Genomic DNA, 21,025 nt, shown 5'->3' with positions numbered 1-21,025 from the left:
TAATGCCTGAGCAAATATTGCTTGATGAAGTGGTCGACAAGGTTCGGCCACTTATTGGTTTAGGGAAAGTCGCAGATTATATTCCAGCATTGGCTGACGTAGATCCAAACAAAATAGCAATAGCAGTCACTGGCGCAGATGGTCACACCATTGGCGCTGGGGATTATCTTGAGCCGTTTTCCATTCAATCTATCTCCAAAGTATTCAGCCTTACTTTAGCGCTAAGTTTGTACTCCGAAGATGAACTTTGGAGCAGGGTAGGTAAAGAGCCTTCAGGTCAGTCGTTTAACTCATTGGTTCAAGTTGAGCTTGAACGAGGCATTCCAAGAAATCCATTTATTAATGCTGGTGCATAGTGATAGCAGATTTAATTCAAGCGCGCCTTGGTGCACCTAAGCATCACTTGCTTGAAGTGGTTAGAAACCTGAGCGAAAACCCTCACATACTTTTTGATAAAGTTGTGGCTAATTCAGAATTTCAGTTTAGTGCCCGTAATGCCTCTATTGCCTATTTAATGAAGTCATTTGGTAATTTTAACGGCGATGTTGATACAGTATTAAAGAGCTATTTTCATTACTGCTCATTAAAAATGAATTGCGCTGACTTATCAAAAGCGATGTTTTATCTCGCCAATCGCGGTAAAAGCCTAGCAGGGGATCAAATCGTTACCCCAGTACAAACCAGACAGCTAAATGCACTGCTTGCTACCTCTGGTTTATATGATGGCGCAGGTGAGTTTGCTTATCGGGTTGGTATGCCAGGTAAAAGTGGTGTTGGCGGCGGCATTATTGCGGTGATCCCTGGGGACATGTCTATTTGCGTATGGTCGCCTGAACTTGATCAAAATGGCAACTCACTGGCAGGCACTCGCATGCTTGAACATTTATCACAATCATTAGGTCGCTCAATTTTTTAAACTCGCTTATGTTGCTGGGCAAGTTTTTTATGCCCATTTTCAAATGTTAAGCTTGAAATCATCCATTGTCTTTTTAGTATCCTCATCCACGAGTTTGAAAATCATCTATTCTTAAATCTACCCATATAATAGCGATGATGAAAATTACCAACATTTGGCTTATTTCACACATAGTTAATATAAATCCAAATCTAAAAGCTAAACCTATTAGTTATTATCTGCTTTAAGTTATTGATAAAAAGCTTATTTATGTTTTTGGCACAGCCTGTGCAATAACTTGGTATCAGTCTAATTAACATTGAAACTAGATATCAAAACGTTGGCAGTAGCTTAGTGAGCAGTTTAGCCACTCGCCCCATTGATTATCTACATAACGATTAACAGCAAGGATAGAGCTAATGAATACCCAAGGTTTATTTAAAAGTATTGCACTAACTGGTTTGATTTTTACCGCAGGGGCTATGACGCCTGCGGTGGCCAAAATGTCCCTTGAAGATAATCAATGCAACGTGACCTTAAACTATGATGTTACCGTTGAGCCACAAAAATTATCCTTTAGCGAAAAAGGCGCTGAGGTTTACCGAGTCGAACTTGGAAAGTTATATATTGATGGCAACCAAGTTGCACTAAATGATAAGCAAGCAGCTTTGTTAGCTGATTATTCGGAGCAAGTATCTAAACAGATCCCAGAGGTAATTGATTTAGTTGATGATGCTGTTATTTTGGCAACAGATGCAGTGAGCATGGCATTAACCCCTATTTTTGGCGATGCCACCGCGGCTAAATTGGATGAGCTTTTAGCTGGAATTCAAAGCCGTGTTGACCAAGCAGCATATCAACAAGGGGATAAGTTTTATCTTGGCGCGACAGAGTCTTCGTTAGAAGAAGCATTTAATGAAGAGTTTGAACAAGAAATGGAGCAAATGATTAAAAACTCCATGGGCAGTTTTATGATGGCGCTAGGGGCTGAAATGATGTCTTCAGAAGGCGGAAGCTTTGATGAAAAAATGACTGCCTTTTCAAGCAAAATGGAAAGAATCGGTGAAGATGTTGAATTGCAGATTTCTGAGCAATCAGAGGCCATAGAAGCTAAAGCCAAAAAAGTCTGCGGTAACTTTGAGCAGTTAATGGTGCTTGAAAGTGAATTACGTCAATCCATCCCACAGCTATCTTCTTATGAATTAGCGACATTATCAGATACTGAGTAGCGGTAACCTTGTAAGTTCTAGCATTGTCAAAATGCACCTGACCTTCCCCTGTACCTTGTGCAGGGGCTTTTTGGTTAAACCATTCCTGCTTAAATTACCAATCAAAAACTTCACCCGCCAATCAAGCTCTAGTTAACTATCTGTTATTTGCGCTACTTTGTAGCGAGATATGCTAGCCGAGCTAGTCGTTTTTTGTCTAATTGCCACCGTTCAAGTTGAGAAAAAGTCATTAATATTACAGTTTATCGTAGATTTGTTCTGATAAAAAAATTGTATATTATAAATATAGAGCCATTTATACAATTTTTGGTATACTCCTAAAACTATAAAACTGTATGGCGTTAACCAATTAACTTGTTGTTTTAGTTTTGGTTGGCTATTCATGATAATGGACTATCGAAATTTAATTTCTTTTTGGGTGAGTGGCGCAACGTTTAAAGAACCATATAAAGTAGGTGGCGTTTATGCAGCATTGTCTGTAATAAGCGACATTACTTGGAACTCAAAAAATATTTTTAATGTCGTAAACAGCTTAAGGCGACTCCAATGTTAGAACTATTAGAACCTATTGCTATTTTTACTCATGTTGCTAGAGCCGGGAGCTTCAGTGCCGCTGCCAGAAGGTTGAGTATATCTAAGTCCAAAGTAAGTACTCAGGTTGCTGATCTTGAACATAAACTTGGGGTTCAACTCATCCAACGTACTACACGTAGTTTAAGTTTAACTGAAGCGGGTAACTTGCTTTACATACAAGGTGAGGAGTTATTACGTGATGCAGAGCAGGCCGTTGCTAGTGTGCATAATCTAAATGATGCCACCCGTGGTGTACTTAAAGTCGGTATTTCTCAGTCTTTTGGTACCATGCATATTATTCCTGCATTACCTGAGTTTATGGCACGACATCCAGAGCTTGAGCTACAAGTTAGCTTACTGGATCATAAAGTCGATGTGGTTAGTGAAGGTTTAGATTTACTTTTGACTATGTCTGAGCAGCTACCATTAGGTATGGTTGCAAGACCATTAATGAAGTGTCAGTTCTTATTAGTGGCATCGCCAGAATATATTGCCCAACATGGCAATATTTCTCGACCTGAACAACTTGTTGATCATAACTGTCTAGTCTACCAAGGTGAGTGGCATGAGCACAGCATGTGGCAGTTTAAGAAAGCTGATGATTACTGTGAAATTGGTGTTTCTGGTAACTTCCGGGTTGATAATGCACCAGCATTAAAATCGGCCGCGGTTAGCGGTTTAGGTATTGCCTACCTAGCAAGTTATTTACTTGAAGATGAAATCGAACAAGGTACATTAGTGCCGTTATTACCTGATTGGCAATTGACCAACAACTTACCACTACAGGCTGTTTACCCAAGACGTAAGCACCTTGCCCCTAAAGTAAGTGCATTTATTGAATTTATTAAAGGTCATATTGGTACTACACCTTATTGGGATGGTAAGTTTGATCATTTATACAAATTACGTAAATAGCCATTCAATGGGGTTTCTAAGTCAGTAACTAAAACTGGAAACATTGTTCGAATTTTAAAACAAAGTCGCAACTTAAGTTGCGACTTTTTTATTTGCATAATAAAAACAATAACTTGATTGTCTTGTGGTTGAAAAACGCTCAGGTTGTTTCTGTACTGAGTTATTAATGGAGTGTAAAAAGCTGCTTGAACTCTGTTCTTAAATCAATACAATAGATTTCAGTTGATTCGGAATGATTTGAGTCACGCATCTTGTTGAGAAATGACCCCTTTTCAGCTTTTTGTGCAAATCAGCAACTTCGCAAGTTTTGAATCACTGCTGGCAGAGGTTTTAAAATCAGAACAATGCCGGCTTTGAAACCATCATCCTAGTTTTAATTGGTTTACCCCAGACATTGTGCTGGGGTTATTTTTTCTGCCCTATAATATCCGCTTAATTTGTTTACTCTCTCGCCTTTGTACTTTTGTTCTCTTTTAAGCTGCCAATTGAATATATTTGTCGGGTATAGCATTTGTTAATGCACTCGTTATTGAACTTGTTATTGCCTTAGTAATTTATAGAGTGGCGCTCATTACTTAGATTTCATTACTTAGGCTTTAGTACGAGCCAAAAAGAAGGCCACTAAAAAGTGGCCTTAGATAACTTAATCGATTGGTTGATTAACCGCGATTTGAGTCTGCCGATTGGCTTAATAGCTCAGGTTTATTGGTTTGATTAATCCAATTGTCCACTTCAGCTTCTAATACATCTAATGGTACAGGGCCATTTTGCAGTACTAGGGTATGGAACTGACGAATATCAAACTTGTCACCTAATTTAAGCTTGGCGTTTTCACGTAGCTCTAACACTTTAATCATACCGACTTTATAGGCAGTAGCTTGGCCAGGCATCACCACGTGGCGTTCTACCATTTTAATGGCATCAGACTTAGCATTTGGGGTGTTGTCTACGTAGTATTGGATACCTTGCTCACGAGTCCATTGTTGAGTGTGGATCCCTGTGTCTACAACCAGACGACAAGCACGCCATAGCTCCATCGCTAAGCGACCAAAGTCAGAGTAGGGATCAGCATACAAGCCCATTTCTTTAGGGAAGTATTCAGTATAAAGACCCCAGCCTTCAATATAGGCAGTATAGCCACCGAATTTTCTAAATTTAGGAATACCTTCCAGCTCTTGGGCAATGGCAATTTGCATGTGATGCCCAGGGATCCCCTCATGATAAGCCAAGGCTTCCATTTGGTAAGTGGGCATTGCTTTCATGTCATACAAGTTGGCGTAGTAAGTACCAGGGCGTGAACCATCGGGTGCGGGTTGATCATAGAATGCTTTACCAGCAGACTTTTCGCGAAAGGCTTCAACAGGTTTAACGATTAATCCGGCTTTAGGTTTAATATTAAACACTTCACCTAAGCGTGACTCCATATTATCAATTAGGTCTTTAGCTTCGGTAATGTAACGAGTTTTACCTTCATCGGTGTTGGGGTAATAAAATTGTTCATCATCACGCATGAAAGCCATAAACTCGGCTAAGTTGCCGGTATAATTTACTTTTTTCATGATCGCACGCATTTCATTATGAATACGTTCAACTTCTGCTAAACCTAACTGATGAATTGTTTCAGAGCTCATATCAGTCGTCGTAATACGATTTAGACGAGTATTATAAAAATCTTCGCCTAAAGGTAACTTCCACACCCCATCACGGCTATCAGCTTTGGCTTCTAATTCATGTAAATAGCTGATTAAATTGTCATACCCAGGTTTTACACTTTTAATTAAGGCTGTTTTAGCTGCCGCCAATAATTCATCTTTTTGAGCTTGGGTAATATCGAGCTTCTCGATTTTACGGTTAATATCACCCCATAGGGTGCTTTTAACTTCAGTATCAGTAAAAGGTGCACCCTTGATAATATTTTCGCTGTCTGAAATCACATAAGGGAAGACAAACTTTGGCGCGATAATATTTTTATCAGCGCGAATTTTTAATGCATCGATCACTTGCTCAGTTACATGCTTTACACCGTTTAAACGGCTAATGTAAGCCTGTGCATCACTGACATTTTCAACTTGATGTTGATTGATAAGGAAGGTAGCAATAAACGAATGACTACCACGCATCTGGTTTACAGGGTAATTATGGTAACGCCATTTATCATCGCTGATTTGCTGCTCTAAGCCTTGTTTCATTAATTTGTAGCTAAGTGCCGTTTGCTTGTCTAACTTAGCAACATTAATAGTTTCAAGTTGTTTTAAATGCTTTTTAGCTCTGGCTAAGTCTTCGTCAGCAGATTTATCACTAAAATCACCCCATTTGTCATAATCAGTTTTGATGCGTAAATAGGTTTGGGAAATCGGGCTAGCCATTACATTTTCCATGAACATACTTTCAAACAGCTCATTGGCTTTTTCTGACTCGGTGGTGGCTGTTTTAGTGGAGGCTACTGTATTGGTTAAAGGTTGGTGCCCTGCAGTGTGGGCGATTGCGGCGTTTGATAATAAGCTGGTTAAAGCAACGGCTATTAATGTCGTTTTTGTTGTTAGTCGCATAGGGTTTCCGTTAGCAAAGTAATAGAACAGGAGATCGATTGATATCCTAAATGACACAAGCATAAATGTATAACGTGAAATGTTAGCAATTGTGTCTTAAATGTTGCTGAATTTACAGGGTAAATGCGAAATGATTTATTTAGTGACTTGCAGGCACTTTGCTTAAAGCGCCAAGCTTAATGGGCAAAGGAAATCAAAAAAAGCCTAATGCATTAACCTTGTTTTATAAAGGTAATCCATCAGGCTTTTATATAGGCTAGTAATAAATAGGCTAGTAATAAATATGCCAGTAATAAGTAGACTAGTTATATAGGCTAGTAATAACTTTAATAAATCAGCTAGCTATAAAGTAGCTAATCTAAAAACTGCGACAAAATATCATTAACAAACATATGGCCTTTGGCGGTTAATTGCCAATGGGTCTCAGTTTCGGTTAATAAGCCTCTTTTAATTGATTTAGCAATACCTTCATCAAGCTCTGACACAGGTAAGCCGGTGCGCAGTTCAAATTCAGTTTTAGGGATAGGCGTCATTAACCTGAGTCGATTCATTAAATATTCAAGGGCGCGATCTTCAGCTAGCACTTCAGTAGTTTCACTGGTGTAATCTGACGTTGCTAGATAACCCTTCGGATGCTTAATTTTGACGGTGCGAATAATCTTATTGAGCTCAGGTTGAGTAATCTTGCCATGGGCGCCGCAGCCAATCCCCAAGTAATCGCCAAATTGCCAATAATTGAGATTATGTTTGCACTGAAATCCGTCTTTGGCATAAGCAGATATTTCATATTGCACATAGCCAAGTGCTGCTAGCTTCTTCTGTCCTTGCTCATAGATATGCCACAAGTTTTCATCGTCAGGCAATTGTGGCGGTTTAGAGTGAAATAAGGTATTTGGCTCTATGGTCAGTTGATACCAAGATAAATGCGGTGGCATTAACCCAGCAGCAGTATCGATATCGGCCATGGCTTCATCAAATGACTGATTCGGTAAGCCGTGCATTAAATCTAAGTTAAAGCTGTTGTAACCTGCATTACGGGCTGTATTAGCAGCGGTAACGGCTTCATCCTCATCATGGATACGGCCAAGAAGGTTGAGTTTATCTTTTGAGAAACTTTGCACCCCAATGGACAAGCGCGTCACCCCTGCAGCGCGATATGCGGCAAAGTCATCATGCTCTAACGTACCCGGATTGGCTTCCATGGTAATTTCAATATCATCTTCAAAACCAATGGCGGCTTCAGCACCGGCTAGAATGCGCTGTATTTGGGTGGCTTCAAATAAAGATGGCGTGCCGCCACCAATAAAAATGCTGTGAAGTTTTCGCCCTTGTACATAGTGAAGGTCGTGATTGAGATCGGCTAAAAGTGCATCAACATAAGCTTGTTGCGGTAATACTCCATGCTGACCATGGGAGTTAAAATCACAATATGGGCACTTTTGAACGCACCAAGGGATATGGATATATAAGCTCAGTGGTGGCAGAGATAATTTCGCTGATTGCATGATAGTTACTTAATAATCCCTTTGGCTTTCATAGCGTCTACAAGCAAAGTAAGTGCTAACCCACGGTGGCTCAACTGGTTTTTTTGCTCACTTGAAAGCTCGGCAGCCGAAATATCAAACCCCTGTGGAATAAAGATAGGGTCGTAGCCATGGCCTTGCTCACCTTGAGGGCTCAATCCTATAGTGCCTTCCCATGCCGCTTGGCAAACTATTGGGGTTGGGTCTTTAGCATGGCGCATATAAACCAATACACACTGAAAGCGTGCTTTGCGCTGTGTTTTGTTTGCTAATGCAGCAAGTAATTTAAGGTAATTGTCTTGCTCGCTGGCGCCTTCGCCGCCATAACGGGCTGAATAAATCCCCGGTGCGCCTTGAAGGGCATCAACTTCTAAACCAGAATCATCTGCGATTGCGGCTTTACCAGTGATTTCTGCAGCGTGGCGGGCTTTAATAATGGCATTTTCAATAAAGGTGGTGCCTGTTTCAGCCACTTCTGGAACGTTAAATTGGTTTTGCGGTAAAACCTCAATATCAAATTGGGCTAGCATCTGATCAAACTCTGTTAGTTTACCTTTGTTACCGCTTGCTAAAACAATCTGTTGCATGGAATACCTTTTTATTAAATAAGGGGGCTGATGTTTTAAATAGTGCTTATGGGGTGAGCAGGCTTTGCAGTAAACTAAAACTCACATCAAATAAGTGGCATCTAGCCTTAAAAAGGCTTAGTTTTCGCCTTGACTGGCTATTTAAATTTTCATCAATGAAATTGGCCTAATGATACCTAAGCACTGAGTTGATAGACAGCAGCAAAGGATAAAATAGCTATGGTTTGCGCAACTAAATAAAAAGCTAAACCTTGAGGTTTAGCTTGTTAAAAGTGCAAAATCATTTGAAATAAGCCGCTGTTTAGCCTTATTCCACATAAAATTTTTGTTTGAACTTTAACGATGTATTGAGCTTATTGCCGTACTTTATCGTCAGGTTAAAGTTGATTTGTTGATCGTCTCGGTATGGCACTTGGGCGATATAATAAATAGCATCGCCTTCACGGATTTCTTTAAACTCTAAATCCATTCGTGCATCAAGTAAGTTGTTGGCTACGCCAGCGATTTCAACAGCAACGGCGGGATTACCTTCTTGACTGGTATCTAACACTGCAATATTGACAATACCATTGTAATTGCTGCGTTCAATACCATAGGTTTTGGCAATGGCGGGGGTAATAAAAGTGCTGCTCAGTGCCATGTAATGAATATCATAATTACCAACAGTCTGTTTTTGTTCTGCTTGAGCAGTCGATAGGGTACTCATTAAAATGATGAAGCTACATAAAAGGGTGCGAAACATAATCTAAATCCTTGATCGACTCTGTGTTGCTAACAACTTGCTTGATTGACCTAGCGGGTTAGTTTACCTGTAGGTTAGTTTATCGTCGCGACTAAAGAGTTGATTCATTAATTGGAATGTAGACTTAAGTATAGAGAATTTTTAGCCAGATCACCCGTTATTGGATCATTTTGATGGATGATTTCAATAATCAATCCTTAGCTACAGTGGGCTATTATCTGTGAAATTTCAGTGGGGATCTTTGATGGACTGAGTATCTTTACTTGCTTATGACGGCCTTGCAGCCCTTTTAGAAGTATCACATCAGACTTTGGCACTTTAAAGGCTTTAGCTAAATACTTGGTCAGATGGGTATTGGCTTTGCCATCGATAGGTGGGGCTGTAATGGCAATTTTTATTTCATCACCATGTAAGCCAATAATTTTATCGCGGCTGGCCTTAGGCTGAATATAAAGATTCAGCAACAGATCTTGCTGTTGCTGAATAATGGCAGGCATTAGCTTAACCTCGCTCGGAGGTTAAAGCATAAAGCTCGGTGGTTAAAACTAAAAACATTAAGTTTTAAACCTGAGCCCAAAATGGAATGTATTGCGCCAATAAAATATTAAGAAAGTTCATTGCAATCAGCACTAACATCACTGATAAGTCTAAACCGCCCATAGGAGGCAGGATACGACGTACAGGGGCTAAAAAGGGTTCAGTAAGTTGGTCCATTACCATCACAATCGGGTTGTGACCTTGGTTAAACCAGCTAAGCAGTGCGCGCAGAATGAGTACCCAAAACAGTAATACTCCAGCTTCTTTTAATACTGAAACCACAGTAAGAACACCAAGCATTAATGGGTCAAATAGCGCAGCAGGTGTCATAGCGGTAAGTATTGAATATTTTATAAATACCACCAATAAGGCCAGTACGATTGATGCGGTATCAATACTGCCCATAGACGGCAATACACGGCGCATTGGGGCTATGATAGGTTGAGTGGCTTTAATCACAAACTGGCTAAATGGATTGTAAAAATCAGCTCTGGCTAATTGTAGCCAAAAGCGCAGCAGGACTATCATAAGATAAAGACCAAAAACGGTATCGATTAAGAAATGTAGTGCATTCATTGAGTGTGCCTTAGTTGATCTGAAGTTGATCTAAAATTGAACTGAAAATTATCTTCACGGGCTATTTTCCATTAAATATCGTTTGTTTAAAATGTTTTTGCCATTTCTTGTGCCCGTTTTATGCAGTTTGTCATAGCTTTATCCACTAAACCGCGTAAATCGCCTTGTTCGAAGGTTTCAACCGCTTGAGCTGTAGTGCCGCCTTTTGAGGTAACATTATTACGCAAGGTTGCTAATGAAAGTTGTGGATTTTGAATCACCATTTGCGCCGCGCCTAATGCCGCCTGCTGGGCAAGCGCTCTTGCTGTGGTTTCATCCATGCCAGATTTAATGCCATGGTCAATCATAGACTCAATAAACAAGAAAAAATAAGCCGGTGAACTGCCAGCTAATGCAATCACTTGGTTAAGCTCGTCTTCTTTTTCAACCCAAACAATTTTGCCACCACTTATCATTAAGGTTTCGCAAATTTGTTTATGCTCTGCTGAAATGGATTCATCGGCGTATAAGCCTGTCATACCCACGCCAATTTGCGTTGGTGTATTAGGCATAGTGCGAATAAGGTTAATCGGTTGCTTAAAATAATCGACATAGCGCGCCGCAGGAATGCCTGCAGCGATAGTGATTAATAACTTTTTTGATAAATCTAACTGACTAAGTTGCTCACACACCATTTGCATTAACTGCGGCTTTACGCTGAGTACAATCACATCTGCATCATCTGCAGCAGCAATATTGTCGTGAGATACACCAATATTAAAATCGGCTTTTAACGCATCTAATTTACCAACACTGGGATTGGTGGCGTGAATACGATCTGCTGGGTAACCATTACTGACTAAACCACTGATAATTGAGCGGGGCATATTGCCTGCACCGATAAAACATACTTTTGCTTGAGTCATATTAAGGGTCACTTTTAATTTTTATGTCGGCTGTTATTTGCTAATTGCTTATTTACTAATGTTTGGGCTATTGCTTACTAATACAAGCAGTAGCGGATAAATTTTAATTAATGATTTGGCGTTTTTGGCCTTTAGGGTTTATGGGTAATCTCGAGCGCCAAATATTGCGGTGCCAATTCTGACCATGGTAGAGCCATGCTCAATCGCCACCGCCAGATCATTACTCATGCCCATTGATAGGGTGTCAATGTCAGGGTATTGGCTTTTTAGCTGCGCAAAAAGCTGTTGCAGTTTGGCAAATTCTTGGCGTTGCAGAGCGATATCGCTGGTGGCAGTCGGTATGGCCATTAAGCCTCTTAAAGTCAAATTAGGGAGCGATGCTATCACCTTAGCTAAAGCGCTAACCTCGGTCGCTATCACCCCTGACTTTGATGCCTCTTCACTGATATTAACTTGAATACACACTTGCAACGGCGCTTTGCCTGCTGGTCTTTGGTCATTGAGGCGCTTAGCGATTTTTTCACGACTTAAAGTGTGCATCCAATCAAAATGCTCGGCAACAATACGCGACTTGTTGGACTGCAAAGGGCCGATAAAATGCCACTCAATATCACAATAGTCATCTTTTAGTGCGAGGACTTTTTCTTCGCCTTCTTGGACATAATTTTCACCAAAGCAGCGCTGGCCTGCTTGATAAGCCTCAATAATAGCCGATATGGGCTTAGTTTTACTGACGGCAAGTAAGGTGACTTCTTCACTATTACGTGAACAATTTTGCGTCGCTTGTGCAATTTGGCTCTGGGCGATTGATATTCGGTCTGCTATTGTTGTCATATTGTTTTGATTTGTTTGAATGGATGTCATTAGTCATGGAAATAACTGAGTTACTTGCCTTTAGTGTAAAGCACAATGCATCAGATCTACACCTTTCTGCCGGTGTTTCTCCGATGATTCGCGTTGATGGTGAAGTGAGAAAAATCAACTTACCCGCATTAGACCATCAAGCTGTTCATGGATTAGTCTATGACATTATGAATGATAAACAGCGTAAGGACTTCGAAGAACATTTAGAAATCGATTTCTCGTTCGAAGTGCCAAACCTTGCCCGTTTTCGTGTTAACGCATTTAACCAATCCCGTGGGGCAGGTGCCGTTTTCCGTACCATTCCCAGCGATATATTATCACTTGAGCAGTTAGGCGCTCCTGAAATTTTCAAAAAGATTTCAAGCTTCCCTCGTGGATTAGTCTTAGTAACAGGGCCGACAGGTTCTGGTAAGTCTACAACACTAGCGGCGATGGTGGATTATATTAATAATGAACGCCATGACCATATTCTGACCATTGAAGACCCAATAGAATTTGTGCACCAAAATAAGCAATGTTTGGTCAACCAACGTGAAGTGCATAAACATACCCATAGTTTTGAAGCGGCGCTTCGAAGTGCACTGCGTGAAGATCCCGATGTTATTCTTGTGGGTGAGATGCGTGACCTTGAAACCATTCGCTTAGCAATGACAGCAGCAGAAACCGGTCATTTAGTTTTTGGTACCTTGCATACCACTTCAGCGGCTAAAACCGTTGACCGTATTGTTGATGTATTCCCTGCAGGCGAAAAGGACATGGTACGTACTATGTTGTCTGAATCTTTGCAGGCGGTTATATCGCAAACCTTAATTAAAAAGGTTGGCGGCGGCCGAGTGGCAGCTCACGAAATTATGATGGGCACGCCAGCTATTCGTAACCTTATTCGTGAAGATAAAGTCGCACAAATGTATTCAGCTATTCAAACGGGTATGTCTCATGGAATGCAAACCCTTGAACAGTGTCTACAAAACCTAGTCAATCGCGGCCTTATTAGCCGTGATGATGCCATGTCAAAAAGCTCTAACAAACAAGCTAACTTTTAAAGGAAAGTAAAATGGATGTGCATCCTTTTTTAAAGGTAATGGTTGACAGAAAGGCTTCAGATTTATTTATTACTGCAGGCTTTCCGCCCAGCGCCAAAATTGATGGTGAGCTAAGACCACTATCGGATAATAGCTTTAACCCTGAGCAGTCATTAGAGTTTGTTGAATCCTTAATGACAGAGGTGCAAAAGAAGGAGTTTCACGAGTCTCGTGAATGTAACTTTGCTTTTGCTGCAAAAGATTTAGGCCGTTTCCGTGTCAGTGCTTTTTGGCAACGTGAATCACCCGGCTGCGTGATGCGCCGAATTGAAACCAAAATTCCTGAAGTTGATGACTTAAAACTACCGCCGATCCTTAAAGACTTGGTGATGAGTAAACGTGGTTTGATCATCATGGTGGGTGGCACTGGTACTGGTAAATCAACTTCGCTGGCAGCATTAGTGGGTTATCGTAATGCCCATGCTCGCGGGCATATTTTGACCATAGAAGACCCAGTAGAATTTGTTCATGACCATCGCAAAAGTATTATCACCCAGCGAGAAGTCGGTATTGATACTGATTCATTTGATGCCGCGCTTAAAAGTTCGCTGCGTCAAGCGCCCGATGTGATTTTGATTGGTGAAATTCGTACTCAAGAAACCATGGAGTTTGCCTTAACATTTGCTGAAACAGGTCACTTATGTATGGCGACCTTGCATGCTAACAACGCTAACCAAGCGTTAGACCGTATTATGCATTTAGTGCCTGAGAGCAAGCATAACCAGCTATTGTTTGATTTATCATTAAACCTTCGCGGTATTGTGGCGCAGCAATTAGTGGCAAAATCTGATGGTAGTGGCCGTAGGGCAGCAATCGAAGTGTTAATTAATACTCCACGTATAGCCAGTTTGATTGCTAACAATGAGCTGCATTTACTCAAAGAAACCATGGCTAAATCAAGAGAGCAGGGCATGCAAACATTCGACCAAGCCTTGTTGGATTTATATCTTGAAAAAGAGATTAGCTATGCCGATGCATTACATCACGCTGATTCACCCAATGATTTACGCTTAATGATTAAACTGCAAAGTAATGAAGCTAACTCGTCAGGCATGATGGATGGGGTGACATTTGATATGAATTAACGGCTAATGTTGGTTGTGCTTTTAACTATGTGTTCACATTAGTGTTAATCTCCATTGATATTATTAAATATTTTATAAAAAGGCCAAGGCGTAAGCCTTGGCCTTTTTTAACGTTACAAATACTTACCATTTACAGTCTGCTAATTTGCTATAATAACAATCCAACCAATTACCCCCCTAGGGATCCCATGTTTAGTTTCAAAAAAAACGTATTAGCAACATCGCTAATAGCGGCATTTACACTTATGTCATCTTCGGCTCAGGCTGTCAGTATTAATGATGAGCTCGATATTGGTGGGGCAGTAAGGGTAAATTATGGTTGGCAAGATTACGCTGATGGTAATGGCACGCTTGAGTTTGAACTGTTTAGAGCTGATGTAAATTACAAATCAGACAGTGGCTTATTTGCCTCAGCCCAATACCGCTGGTATGAGTATATGGATGTGGTACACCATGCTTATATGGGTTATCAATTTGATGAAAACCAAAAGGTGCAAGTGGGCGTCACGCAAGTGCCATTTGGCGTTATGCCAGTGGCTTCTCACTCATTTTGGTTTGGGGCGACTTATTATCTAGGCTTAGAAGATGATTATGATGCCGGTATTCATTATCAATACCAAGGCAATGGCTGGCGTTATGATGCCGCATACTTTGCTAATGATGAGTATGGTGATGGCAGTCGCTTCGATCGTTACTCATTTGATGTTGGCACAACAAAAGAGTCTCCTTATCAAGAAGCCGGCCAATTAAACTTACGCATTGAAAAAACCATAGGTGATGAGTTTAAGAGTAAACTTGGCGCGTCATTTCAATATAGTAATTTAGAATATGTACCAGATGGCTTTGAAAATGCAGCTGAAGGCGAAGATACCACAAGTATTACTGCAGCTGTACATTGGCAGTTAGATTGGCAGCAATGGCAATTACAAACTCAGTATATTCATTATGACTATGATTTAGACAACAGCAACCGCATCACCTTAGCTGCTTTTGCCGCGCCGTTTGAAATTGCCGCTAAAGCCGATGTGGTAACGTTGAACTTATCCCGTCAAATTGATGTGGATTGGGGCCCGATTAGCCAATTAAACTGTTACAACGATTACAGTCAGGTGGTCGCTTCTGGTGAAGGCTTAGATGACTCTATTCAAAATGTCACCGGTTGTATGATTGCTGCCGGTAAGTTTTATTCATATGTCGACTGGATTGCTGGCAAGAATATGTGGTTTGCTGGTGGCGATGGGATTGGCATTGATAATGGTGATACCGCTTGGCATTCACGGCTCAATATTAATGTTGGCTTTTATTTCTAAGCCCAGTGTATCAGTTTGATCTGATACGCTTATTAAAACGTATATGTACTTGTGGCCTGTGTAGTCAAAACTTTTTGTCAAAGTGGCGTTAAAGCAAAAGCCGCAAGTATGATTTACCTTAAATAGATTATTTTAGATATATGTTGGAAAGGAATCAAAATGAACAAACTCTTATTATCAGCAGGCTTAATCGGTTTAAGCTTTAGCGCTTTTTCAACGAATTCAATGGCTAATAGCTGTCCTGAATACCTTAATGTAGAAGCCAGAAAATTACATTCTGAAGATACGGTCGATTTATGTGAGTTAACCGCAGGTAAACCAGTATTAATTGTTAATACCGCCAGTAACTGCGGTTTTACACCGCAATTTAAAGCACTTGAAGCGCTGCATCAGCAATATAAAGATGATTTAGTGGTCATTGGTTTTCCATCGGATGATTTCTTTCAAGAAGAAGATGATGAAGCCAAAACCGCAGATGTGTGTTTTTTAAATTACGGCGTGACATTCACCATGGTGTCGACCTCTGCAGTCAGAGGCAGCGATGTTAACTCGGTATTTTCTTATTTAGGTGAAAAATCAGCAGCGCCTAAATGGAATTTTTATAAATACCTTGTTAGCGCAGACGGTGAAAGTGTGCAGCAATTCAACTCTCGAGTAAAACCAGATAGCGAAGAGTTGAAAAAAGCGATAGAGTCAGTGCTATAAATAATAATATTGCTAATAAAGCATAAGCTTGCAGATAAATTTGCGTGGCTATTATTAGCATGACAAATAGCCGTTATTGGATGATGCCTTAAGCAATAAATATTTAATCGGGCATCATCAATAATCACTTTTCTCGGAGTCAATCTTGTTCAAATTTTCTGGATTAAGTAAAGAAGTCGGCCACAAAACCCGTGGCAAAACCGGTGTGTTGTTAATGAATTTAGGCACCCCTGATGAACCTACCGCCTCAGCCGTTCGTCGCTACCTCGCAGAATTTTTATCTGACCCTCGGGTAGTCGAAATCCCTAAATTAGTGTGGATGTGTATCTTACACGGGATTATTTTAAGAGTGCGCCCAGCAAAATCTGCAGCACTTTACAAAGAAGTGTGGACCAAAGATGGTTCGCCTTTAATGGATATTAGCTTACGTCAACAGGCCAAGCTTGATGCCTTGTTTAAGCAGCACGATGTCGATGCATCAGTGCATTTATCCATGCGTTACGGTAACCCATCAACCCCAAGTGTGTTACAGCAAATGCACAAAAACGGAATTGATAAGATTATTGTTTTACCGCTTTATCCTCAATATGCCGCACCTACCACTGCGTCAGCCTTTGATGCTATTGCCAAAGAGCTATGTAAATGGCGCTATATTCCAGCGCTGCATTTTATTAATACCTACCATGACGATCCTAACTTTATTGATGCATTAGCTAAATCAATTCAAGCGGATTTTGACGCAAATGGAAAACCGGAAAAGCTAGTGTTGTCTTATCACGGTATGCCAGAACGTAATCTGCATTTAGGCGATCCTTACTATTGTTTTTGCGTTAAAAGTACTCGCTTAGTGGTCGAAAAACTAGGTTTGACGGAAGACGAATATGTGATGACCTTCCAATCACGTTTTGGTAAAGCCAAGTGGTTACAGCCTTATACCGATGCCACCATGGAAGCGTTACCAGGCCAAGGCATTACCGATATCGCAGTTGTTTGCCCTGCATTTAGCGCAGACTGCTTAGAAACATTAGAAGAAATAAAAGGTGAGAACCGCGAAGTATTTGAACATGCCGGTGGTAAAAAATTCCGCTACATTGAATGTTTAAATGATAATGATGACCATATCAATATGATGGCCAATCTGGTGAAGCCTTATCTTTAATTAATGCAATGGTGAACAATAAAAAAGGAGTCAGTTGACTCCTTTTTTGTGTCTAGAATTTAAAGCTAGTAATGAATACTGGTTTTCGAAATAGCTTTCGATAATCAGGACTGCAGATACTGCATCAACTTGGCCTTTGGTGAGCTTTTTATAGCCGCCTAATTCAAATAGTCTTGCTTTGGCGTCTGTGGTGGTGAGGCGCTCATCTTGAGTGACCACTTTTACCCCAAAGCGGCCACTAATGCGATTGGCAAATTTTCGCGCCCGCTGAGTCATCTCTTGTTCGGTACCGTCCATATTAAGCGGTAAACCAACAACGACTAAATCAGGTTGCCACTCTTTTAGTACCGCTTCAATTTCATCCCAATTAGGGATGCCATCATTGGCTTTTATGGCCGAAATTGGTGCCGCACTTGACGTGATTTCCTGGCCAACCGCAACACCGATACTTTTGGTGCCAAAATCAAAGCCTAATACTGTTTTAGATTGCATGTTGTTCTCTGGATAATCGTAATAATGAGTATCGACAGTTGCAAAGCCAATTGATTAACTGACAGCAATTGAAGATAAATACTTGGCGTTTATAAACATAAATTGGTGTATTAGCGAGTTTTAAAAGCTTAAGAGTGACCAACTTGTGATGATATTTGCCAAATATCAAAGCCTAATTGTTTGGTGGCTTGAGTCCAAAGCTGATTATAGTCTTGGTTAAAAACGAGTTCGGGTGTGGCTTCAATAGTTAACCAGGTGTTTTCAGCTAACTCTTCTTCTAACTGGTTTTTGCTCCAACCAGCATAGCCTAGAGCGACAATAAATTGTTTTGGCGACTCTTCAGTGCCTAGGGCATTAAGCACATCTCGTGATGTGGTTAGCATGCAAAATTCACTTACGGGCTCACTATTGACCCAATCAGTTTGTGGCGTATGCAATACAAAGCCTCTGTCGGTATCAACTGGGCCGCCTAAAACTACCGATTCTTCAAGGGGTAGGCTTAATTGCACTTTTTTAGCTAAACCAATTTGCTCTAGCAGCTCATCAATAACGATATTGGTTGGCCGATTGATCATTACGCCCATGGCGCCTTTATCGTTATGCTCGCAAATATAAATGACAGCACGCTCAAAAAAAGACTCATCTAAAGAGGGCATAGCAATTAACAGATGACCTTGTAAACTGTCCATTATTTATCCTTTTGAAAAACTAGGTGTCAATTTAACATACATACTTAAATGCCCTTAAACCCGAGGTTATGATTTAAGCTTGATTGGCGATTGCTAATACTTAGACTTAGGCAAATACTAATATTGAATGTAAGTATTAGCGTAGGCTTAACCACCAGCGAGTTTGACCGTATAGTTCATTTTCTCTAGCAAGGTTTTGATTTTTTCACGGTCATCAGTTTGCACTTCAATATTGAACTCTTTTACCGTACCCCCACAACCACATTGTTTTTTAAGTTTTTGCGCTAAGGCTTTTAACGCTTTAGCATCAAGCCCAAGCCCTTTAATGATACTAACGCCTTTTCCTTTACGGCCTTTACTGTCTTTATGGATGCGGACAATGCCGTCACCTACTGGAATTTGCTCTGTTGGCTTTTCTTGAGCAATTTTACCGCCATCGGTGCTATAAACTAAAGAAACATTAGGATCAATACGCATAGGTTCACTTGTACTTTAAAATAAATAATCAATACACACAGTTTAACAAACTAACTGAGTTGGCTAAAGCAGCAAACGACCCCTCTAGCGGATAATCTAGCTGTTATCTTATTGGCGAGCACTAAGTGAATTCACTAAGCTCACTCATTAAGTCCATTCACTAAGCGCATTAACTAAGCTCATTAACTAAGCCCATTCACTAGGTAAGAATCATTTTCGCGGTGGTTAAGGCTAAAGCTTGCTGTTAAACATTTAGAAAACTGGCTAAAGCGACTATTGTTAATATTATCAGTTGATGATTATAGTTTAGCTAGGTAAGCTATTTATTAGCCTCATTAAAATGTATTTAATACAGAAACAGCCAGTTTGGGTTGTTATTCGGAGTTATTATGAAAAAGTTATTTGTTGCTGCAGCGGTTTTAGCATTAAGTGCATGTAGTACCTTAAAAACCAATACCGATTTTGATCCAGCCGTTTCATTTGACCAATATAAAACCTACTCTTGGGTCGAAAAGAAAAACCAAGATGCAAGTTATCATCTGGATGGCTTAATGGACCAACGTGTTCGCGATGCTGTTAACAACGAACTTGGGCAAAAAGGCTTAACAAAAGCAGACATTACTGAAGCTGACTTACTGGTTAACTACTTAACTAAAGTCGATAAAAAAATTAATGTCGACACCTTCAATACCAGTTTTGGTTACTACCCATATTATGGTCGTCGTGGCTGGGGCGGAGCAGGGATGAACACCCAAACCACAGTACGTGAATACGAAGTCGGCACCTTAATTGTTGATTTAATCGATAACAAAACCGGCAATTTAGTATGGCGCGGCAGTGTTGCAGATACTATCCGCAATAAAAACACCCCAGAAGAGCGAGTACAAATCATCAACTCGGCGATTTCACAAGTGATGTTGAACTATCCGCCACAGCTTGAAACAAAATAGGTTTTATTATTAGTTAAGTTACTCTTTATGATTAAACCGTATCTAATCTTGATACGGTTTTTTATTATTGTTCATTGAAAGCCCCCTTACGACGCCACATAAGTAATACAATTGAACACTTTTGTATCAATTTGCAGCATTTGAAATATTAAATATCAAAAAGCTTTCACTTAGCTTACTGGCTTTGATAAAATACTGCGCTTGGTGATAATGGACGTTACCTCGAATGATATTAAGTGAGTAGAAAATGAAGTCATGGTATTTGTTATATTGTAAGCCGCGCGGTGAAGTTAGAGCGCAACAAAACTTAGCATTACAACAAGTCGAAAGTTACTTACCTATCATTCAAGAAGAGAAAACCTCAAACGGAAAGACCAAACTCGTCGATGTCCCGCTATTCCCATGTTATTTGTTTATCTATTTTGATCCCTTAGAAGTCAGTGTCAGCCGCATACATTCAACTCGAGGTGCCAGTCGTATCATTGGCTGTAGCGAAACCATGACTCCCATTGATGATCGAATTATACAAGCAATAAAAAACAGAGTTTCAGTTCACAAGCCTGATGTTGAAAGTGATTTAATCGCAGGAGACAAAGTCCAATTTACTGACGGGCCATTTGTAGACTTAGAAGCCATCTTTGAAGAAAAGAATGCCCAAAAACGCTGTTTTGTATTGTTTAATATCATGGGGCAACAAAAAAGAATGTGTGTAGATAGTAGTAGCATTAAGAAAATTTAATGAACGCTAAGCGTTAATTTTTTACGTAATAGTGTTGATGTTTTGTTTTAATGCCAGGTTTTATGTGCAGGAGATTCAGTTTTTTAAAATGACTTATTTAGGTACAAAAAATATAGGGTAACATAACGTGTTTTTACTAAAGGTTGCTATTTAACCACAGTTGCATTTAGTAAAAATAAGTTCGTATAAGTTCGTATAAGTAAGAAGTCAGTATATAGCTTAGCACTGACCTTTAGTTTCAATCAAAATTAGAATTTCATTTATTGAAGGGCACGTTAGAAGCCGTAATCTATGGGCGGTAGCGTGCCCGAAGGGCATCGAATGAACAGTTTCATTCGTTTAGCTATAAGCCGAAAATCATTGTTGGGAACAATGATTAACAGCTTCAGCTGGCCCGAAGGGTGAAGTACAGGATGTACTGAATCAGGGCAATGCCCGCCAC

20 protein-coding genes and 1 pseudogene are annotated in these 21,025 nt (G+C 40.2%); 10 read left to right on the top strand and 11 right to left on the bottom strand.

Going from position 1 to position 21,025, the window contains the following annotated elements; all coding sequences use genetic code 11:
* Window positions 1–2: 2 nt before the first annotated feature.
* The 3 genes and pseudogenes from glsB (at window position 3) to Q4546_RS17445 (ending at window position 3,612) form a co-directional block, all read left to right on the top strand.
* Window positions 3–916, top strand: a pseudogene (gene glsB / locus Q4546_RS17455) (glutaminase B).
* A gap of 398 nt (window positions 917–1,314) precedes the next feature.
* On the top strand, window positions 1,315–2,124 hold the full coding sequence (locus tag Q4546_RS17450) for a YggN family protein (RefSeq protein ID WP_102440630.1): 810 nt from the start codon (window positions 1,315–1,317) through the stop codon (window positions 2,122–2,124).
* 546 nt (window positions 2,125–2,670) lie between these two features.
* On the top strand, window positions 2,671–3,612 hold the full coding sequence (locus tag Q4546_RS17445) for a LysR family transcriptional regulator (RefSeq protein ID WP_102440629.1): 942 nt from the start codon (window positions 2,671–2,673) through the stop codon (window positions 3,610–3,612).
* A gap of 659 nt (window positions 3,613–4,271) precedes the next feature.
* Here Q4546_RS17445 and Q4546_RS17440 read toward each other — a convergent pair.
* From Q4546_RS17440 to Q4546_RS17405, 8 genes are all read right to left on the bottom strand, one after another.
* The gene (locus tag Q4546_RS17440) at window positions 4,272–6,161 is read right to left on the bottom strand and encodes a DUF885 family protein (protein ID WP_102440628.1); all 1,890 of its coding nucleotides are present in this window, start codon (window positions 6,159–6,161) and stop codon (window positions 4,272–4,274) included.
* 353 nt (window positions 6,162–6,514) lie between these two features.
* Complete coding sequence (hemW, locus tag Q4546_RS17435) at window positions 6,515–7,666, bottom strand: radical SAM family heme chaperone HemW (protein ID WP_303446734.1); 1,152 nt, start codon at window positions 7,664–7,666, stop codon at window positions 6,515–6,517.
* A gap of 5 nt (window positions 7,667–7,671) precedes the next feature.
* A complete protein-coding gene (gene rdgB / locus Q4546_RS17430) occupies window positions 7,672–8,271 on the bottom strand; it encodes an RdgB/HAM1 family non-canonical purine NTP pyrophosphatase (protein ID WP_102440626.1) in 600 nt (199 codons plus the stop codon).
* Window positions 8,272–8,578: 307 nt separating this feature from the next.
* Window positions 8,579–9,013: a DUF4426 domain-containing protein gene (locus tag Q4546_RS17425; RefSeq protein WP_303446733.1), complete on the bottom strand. Its 435-nt coding sequence runs from the start codon at window positions 9,011–9,013 to the stop codon at window positions 8,579–8,581.
* A gap of 197 nt (window positions 9,014–9,210) precedes the next feature.
* Window positions 9,211–9,510, bottom strand: coding sequence for a DUF167 family protein YggU (yggU, locus tag Q4546_RS17420; RefSeq protein WP_303446732.1), 300 nt, complete (start codon window positions 9,508–9,510; stop codon window positions 9,211–9,213).
* Window positions 9,511–9,574: 64 nt separating this feature from the next.
* Complete coding sequence (locus Q4546_RS17415; protein WP_102440623.1) at window positions 9,575–10,126, bottom strand: YggT family protein; 552 nt, start codon at window positions 10,124–10,126, stop codon at window positions 9,575–9,577.
* An 86-nt stretch (window positions 10,127–10,212) separates the two neighbouring features.
* Complete coding sequence (gene proC, locus Q4546_RS17410; protein WP_102440622.1) at window positions 10,213–11,031, bottom strand: pyrroline-5-carboxylate reductase; 819 nt, start codon at window positions 11,029–11,031, stop codon at window positions 10,213–10,215.
* Between the two features lie 138 nt (window positions 11,032–11,169).
* A complete protein-coding gene (locus Q4546_RS17405) occupies window positions 11,170–11,865 on the bottom strand; it encodes a YggS family pyridoxal phosphate-dependent enzyme (RefSeq protein ID WP_102440640.1) in 696 nt (231 codons plus the stop codon).
* A 35-nt stretch (window positions 11,866–11,900) separates the two neighbouring features.
* On the opposite strand from Q4546_RS17405, the gene Q4546_RS17400 reads away from it, so the two are divergent.
* The 5 genes from Q4546_RS17400 (at window position 11,901) to hemH (ending at window position 17,236) form a co-directional block, all read left to right on the top strand.
* Window positions 11,901–12,938, top strand: a complete 1,038-nt coding sequence (locus Q4546_RS17400; RefSeq protein WP_076542380.1) for a type IV pilus twitching motility protein PilT — start codon at window positions 11,901–11,903, stop codon at window positions 12,936–12,938.
* Window positions 12,939–12,949: 11 nt separating this feature from the next.
* Window positions 12,950–14,062 (top strand): PilT/PilU family type 4a pilus ATPase, encoded by a 1,113-nt coding sequence (locus Q4546_RS17395; RefSeq protein ID WP_102440621.1) that lies wholly within the window; start codon window positions 12,950–12,952, stop codon window positions 14,060–14,062.
* A 188-nt stretch (window positions 14,063–14,250) separates the two neighbouring features.
* Entirely contained in the window at window positions 14,251–15,372 is a 1,122-nt protein-coding gene (locus tag Q4546_RS17390; RefSeq protein WP_303446731.1) for a hypothetical protein, read from the top strand.
* 159 nt (window positions 15,373–15,531) lie between these two features.
* Entirely contained in the window at window positions 15,532–16,077 is a 546-nt protein-coding gene (locus Q4546_RS17385) for a glutathione peroxidase (RefSeq protein WP_102475766.1), read from the top strand.
* A 145-nt stretch (window positions 16,078–16,222) separates the two neighbouring features.
* The gene (hemH, locus tag Q4546_RS17380; RefSeq protein ID WP_303446730.1) at window positions 16,223–17,236 is read left to right on the top strand and encodes a ferrochelatase; all 1,014 of its coding nucleotides are present in this window, start codon (window positions 16,223–16,225) and stop codon (window positions 17,234–17,236) included.
* Window positions 17,237–17,266: 30 nt separating this feature from the next.
* On the opposite strand, the gene ruvX is transcribed toward hemH, so the two are convergent.
* From ruvX to yciH, 3 genes are all read right to left on the bottom strand, one after another.
* A complete protein-coding gene (gene ruvX, locus Q4546_RS17375) occupies window positions 17,267–17,728 on the bottom strand; it encodes a Holliday junction resolvase RuvX (protein ID WP_303446729.1) in 462 nt (153 codons plus the stop codon).
* Window positions 17,729–17,856: 128 nt separating this feature from the next.
* Entirely contained in the window at window positions 17,857–18,417 is a 561-nt protein-coding gene (locus Q4546_RS17370; protein WP_102440616.1) for a YqgE/AlgH family protein, read from the bottom strand.
* Between the two features lie 147 nt (window positions 18,418–18,564).
* Window positions 18,565–18,894: a stress response translation initiation inhibitor YciH gene (yciH, locus tag Q4546_RS17365; protein WP_102440615.1), complete on the bottom strand. Its 330-nt coding sequence runs from the start codon at window positions 18,892–18,894 to the stop codon at window positions 18,565–18,567.
* 389 nt (window positions 18,895–19,283) lie between these two features.
* Here yciH and Q4546_RS17360 point away from each other — a divergent pair, with 389 nt between their 5' ends.
* Entirely contained in the window at window positions 19,284–19,844 is a 561-nt protein-coding gene (locus Q4546_RS17360; protein WP_303446728.1) for a DUF4136 domain-containing protein, read from the top strand.
* A 247-nt stretch (window positions 19,845–20,091) separates the two neighbouring features.
* On the top strand, window positions 20,092–20,583 hold the full coding sequence (rfaH, locus tag Q4546_RS17355; RefSeq protein ID WP_102519267.1) for a transcription/translation regulatory transformer protein RfaH: 492 nt from the start codon (window positions 20,092–20,094) through the stop codon (window positions 20,581–20,583).
* Window positions 20,584–21,025: the final 442 nt, after the last annotated feature.

Origin of the sequence: Shewanella sp. 4_MG-2023 (genome assembly GCF_030548015.1) — a bacterium.
Lineage (GTDB): Bacteria > Pseudomonadota > Gammaproteobacteria > Enterobacterales > Shewanellaceae > Shewanella.
The sequence above is the reverse complement of the archived record's forward strand: the minus strand, read 5'-3'. Positions and strand labels throughout refer to the sequence as shown.

Bases quoted from the DNA above. Each gene is read 5' to 3' on its own strand.
- hemW (WP_303446734.1), bottom strand. From the start codon at position 7,666: ATGCAATCAGCGAAATTATCTCTGCCACCACTGAGCTTATATATCCAT.
- Q4546_RS17400 (WP_076542380.1), top strand. From the start codon at position 11,901: ATGGAAATAACTGAGTTACTTGCCTTTAGTGTAAAGCACAATGCATCA.
- rfaH (WP_102519267.1), top strand. From the start codon at position 20,092: ATGAAGTCATGGTATTTGTTATATTGTAAGCCGCGCGGTGAAGTTAGA.
- Q4546_RS17390 (WP_303446731.1), top strand. From the start codon at position 14,251: ATGTTTAGTTTCAAAAAAAACGTATTAGCAACATCGCTAATAGCGGCA.
- proC (WP_102440622.1), bottom strand. From the start codon at position 11,031: ATGACTCAAGCAAAAGTATGTTTTATCGGTGCAGGCAATATGCCCCGC.
- Q4546_RS17445 (WP_102440629.1), top strand. From the start codon at position 2,671: ATGTTAGAACTATTAGAACCTATTGCTATTTTTACTCATGTTGCTAGA.
- Q4546_RS17440 (WP_102440628.1), bottom strand. From the start codon at position 6,161: ATGCGACTAACAACAAAAACGACATTAATAGCCGTTGCTTTAACCAGC.
- yciH (WP_102440615.1), bottom strand. From the start codon at position 18,894: ATGCGTATTGATCCTAATGTTTCTTTAGTTTATAGCACCGATGGCGGT.
- Q4546_RS17395 (WP_102440621.1), top strand. From the start codon at position 12,950: ATGGATGTGCATCCTTTTTTAAAGGTAATGGTTGACAGAAAGGCTTCA.
- Q4546_RS17415 (WP_102440623.1), bottom strand. From the start codon at position 10,126: ATGAATGCACTACATTTCTTAATCGATACCGTTTTTGGTCTTTATCTT.
- Q4546_RS17385 (WP_102475766.1), top strand. From the start codon at position 15,532: ATGAACAAACTCTTATTATCAGCAGGCTTAATCGGTTTAAGCTTTAGC.
- Q4546_RS17360 (WP_303446728.1), top strand. From the start codon at position 19,284: ATGAAAAAGTTATTTGTTGCTGCAGCGGTTTTAGCATTAAGTGCATGT.
- Q4546_RS17450 (WP_102440630.1), top strand. From the start codon at position 1,315: ATGAATACCCAAGGTTTATTTAAAAGTATTGCACTAACTGGTTTGATT.
- ruvX (WP_303446729.1), bottom strand. From the start codon at position 17,728: ATGCAATCTAAAACAGTATTAGGCTTTGATTTTGGCACCAAAAGTATC.
- rdgB (WP_102440626.1), bottom strand. From the start codon at position 8,271: ATGCAACAGATTGTTTTAGCAAGCGGTAACAAAGGTAAACTAACAGAG.
- Q4546_RS17370 (WP_102440616.1), bottom strand. From the start codon at position 18,417: ATGGACAGTTTACAAGGTCATCTGTTAATTGCTATGCCCTCTTTAGAT.
- Q4546_RS17425 (WP_303446733.1), bottom strand. From the start codon at position 9,013: ATGTTTCGCACCCTTTTATGTAGCTTCATCATTTTAATGAGTACCCTA.
- yggU (WP_303446732.1), bottom strand. From the start codon at position 9,510: ATGCCTGCCATTATTCAGCAACAGCAAGATCTGTTGCTGAATCTTTAT.
- Q4546_RS17405 (WP_102440640.1), bottom strand. From the start codon at position 11,865: ATGACAACAATAGCAGACCGAATATCAATCGCCCAGAGCCAAATTGCA.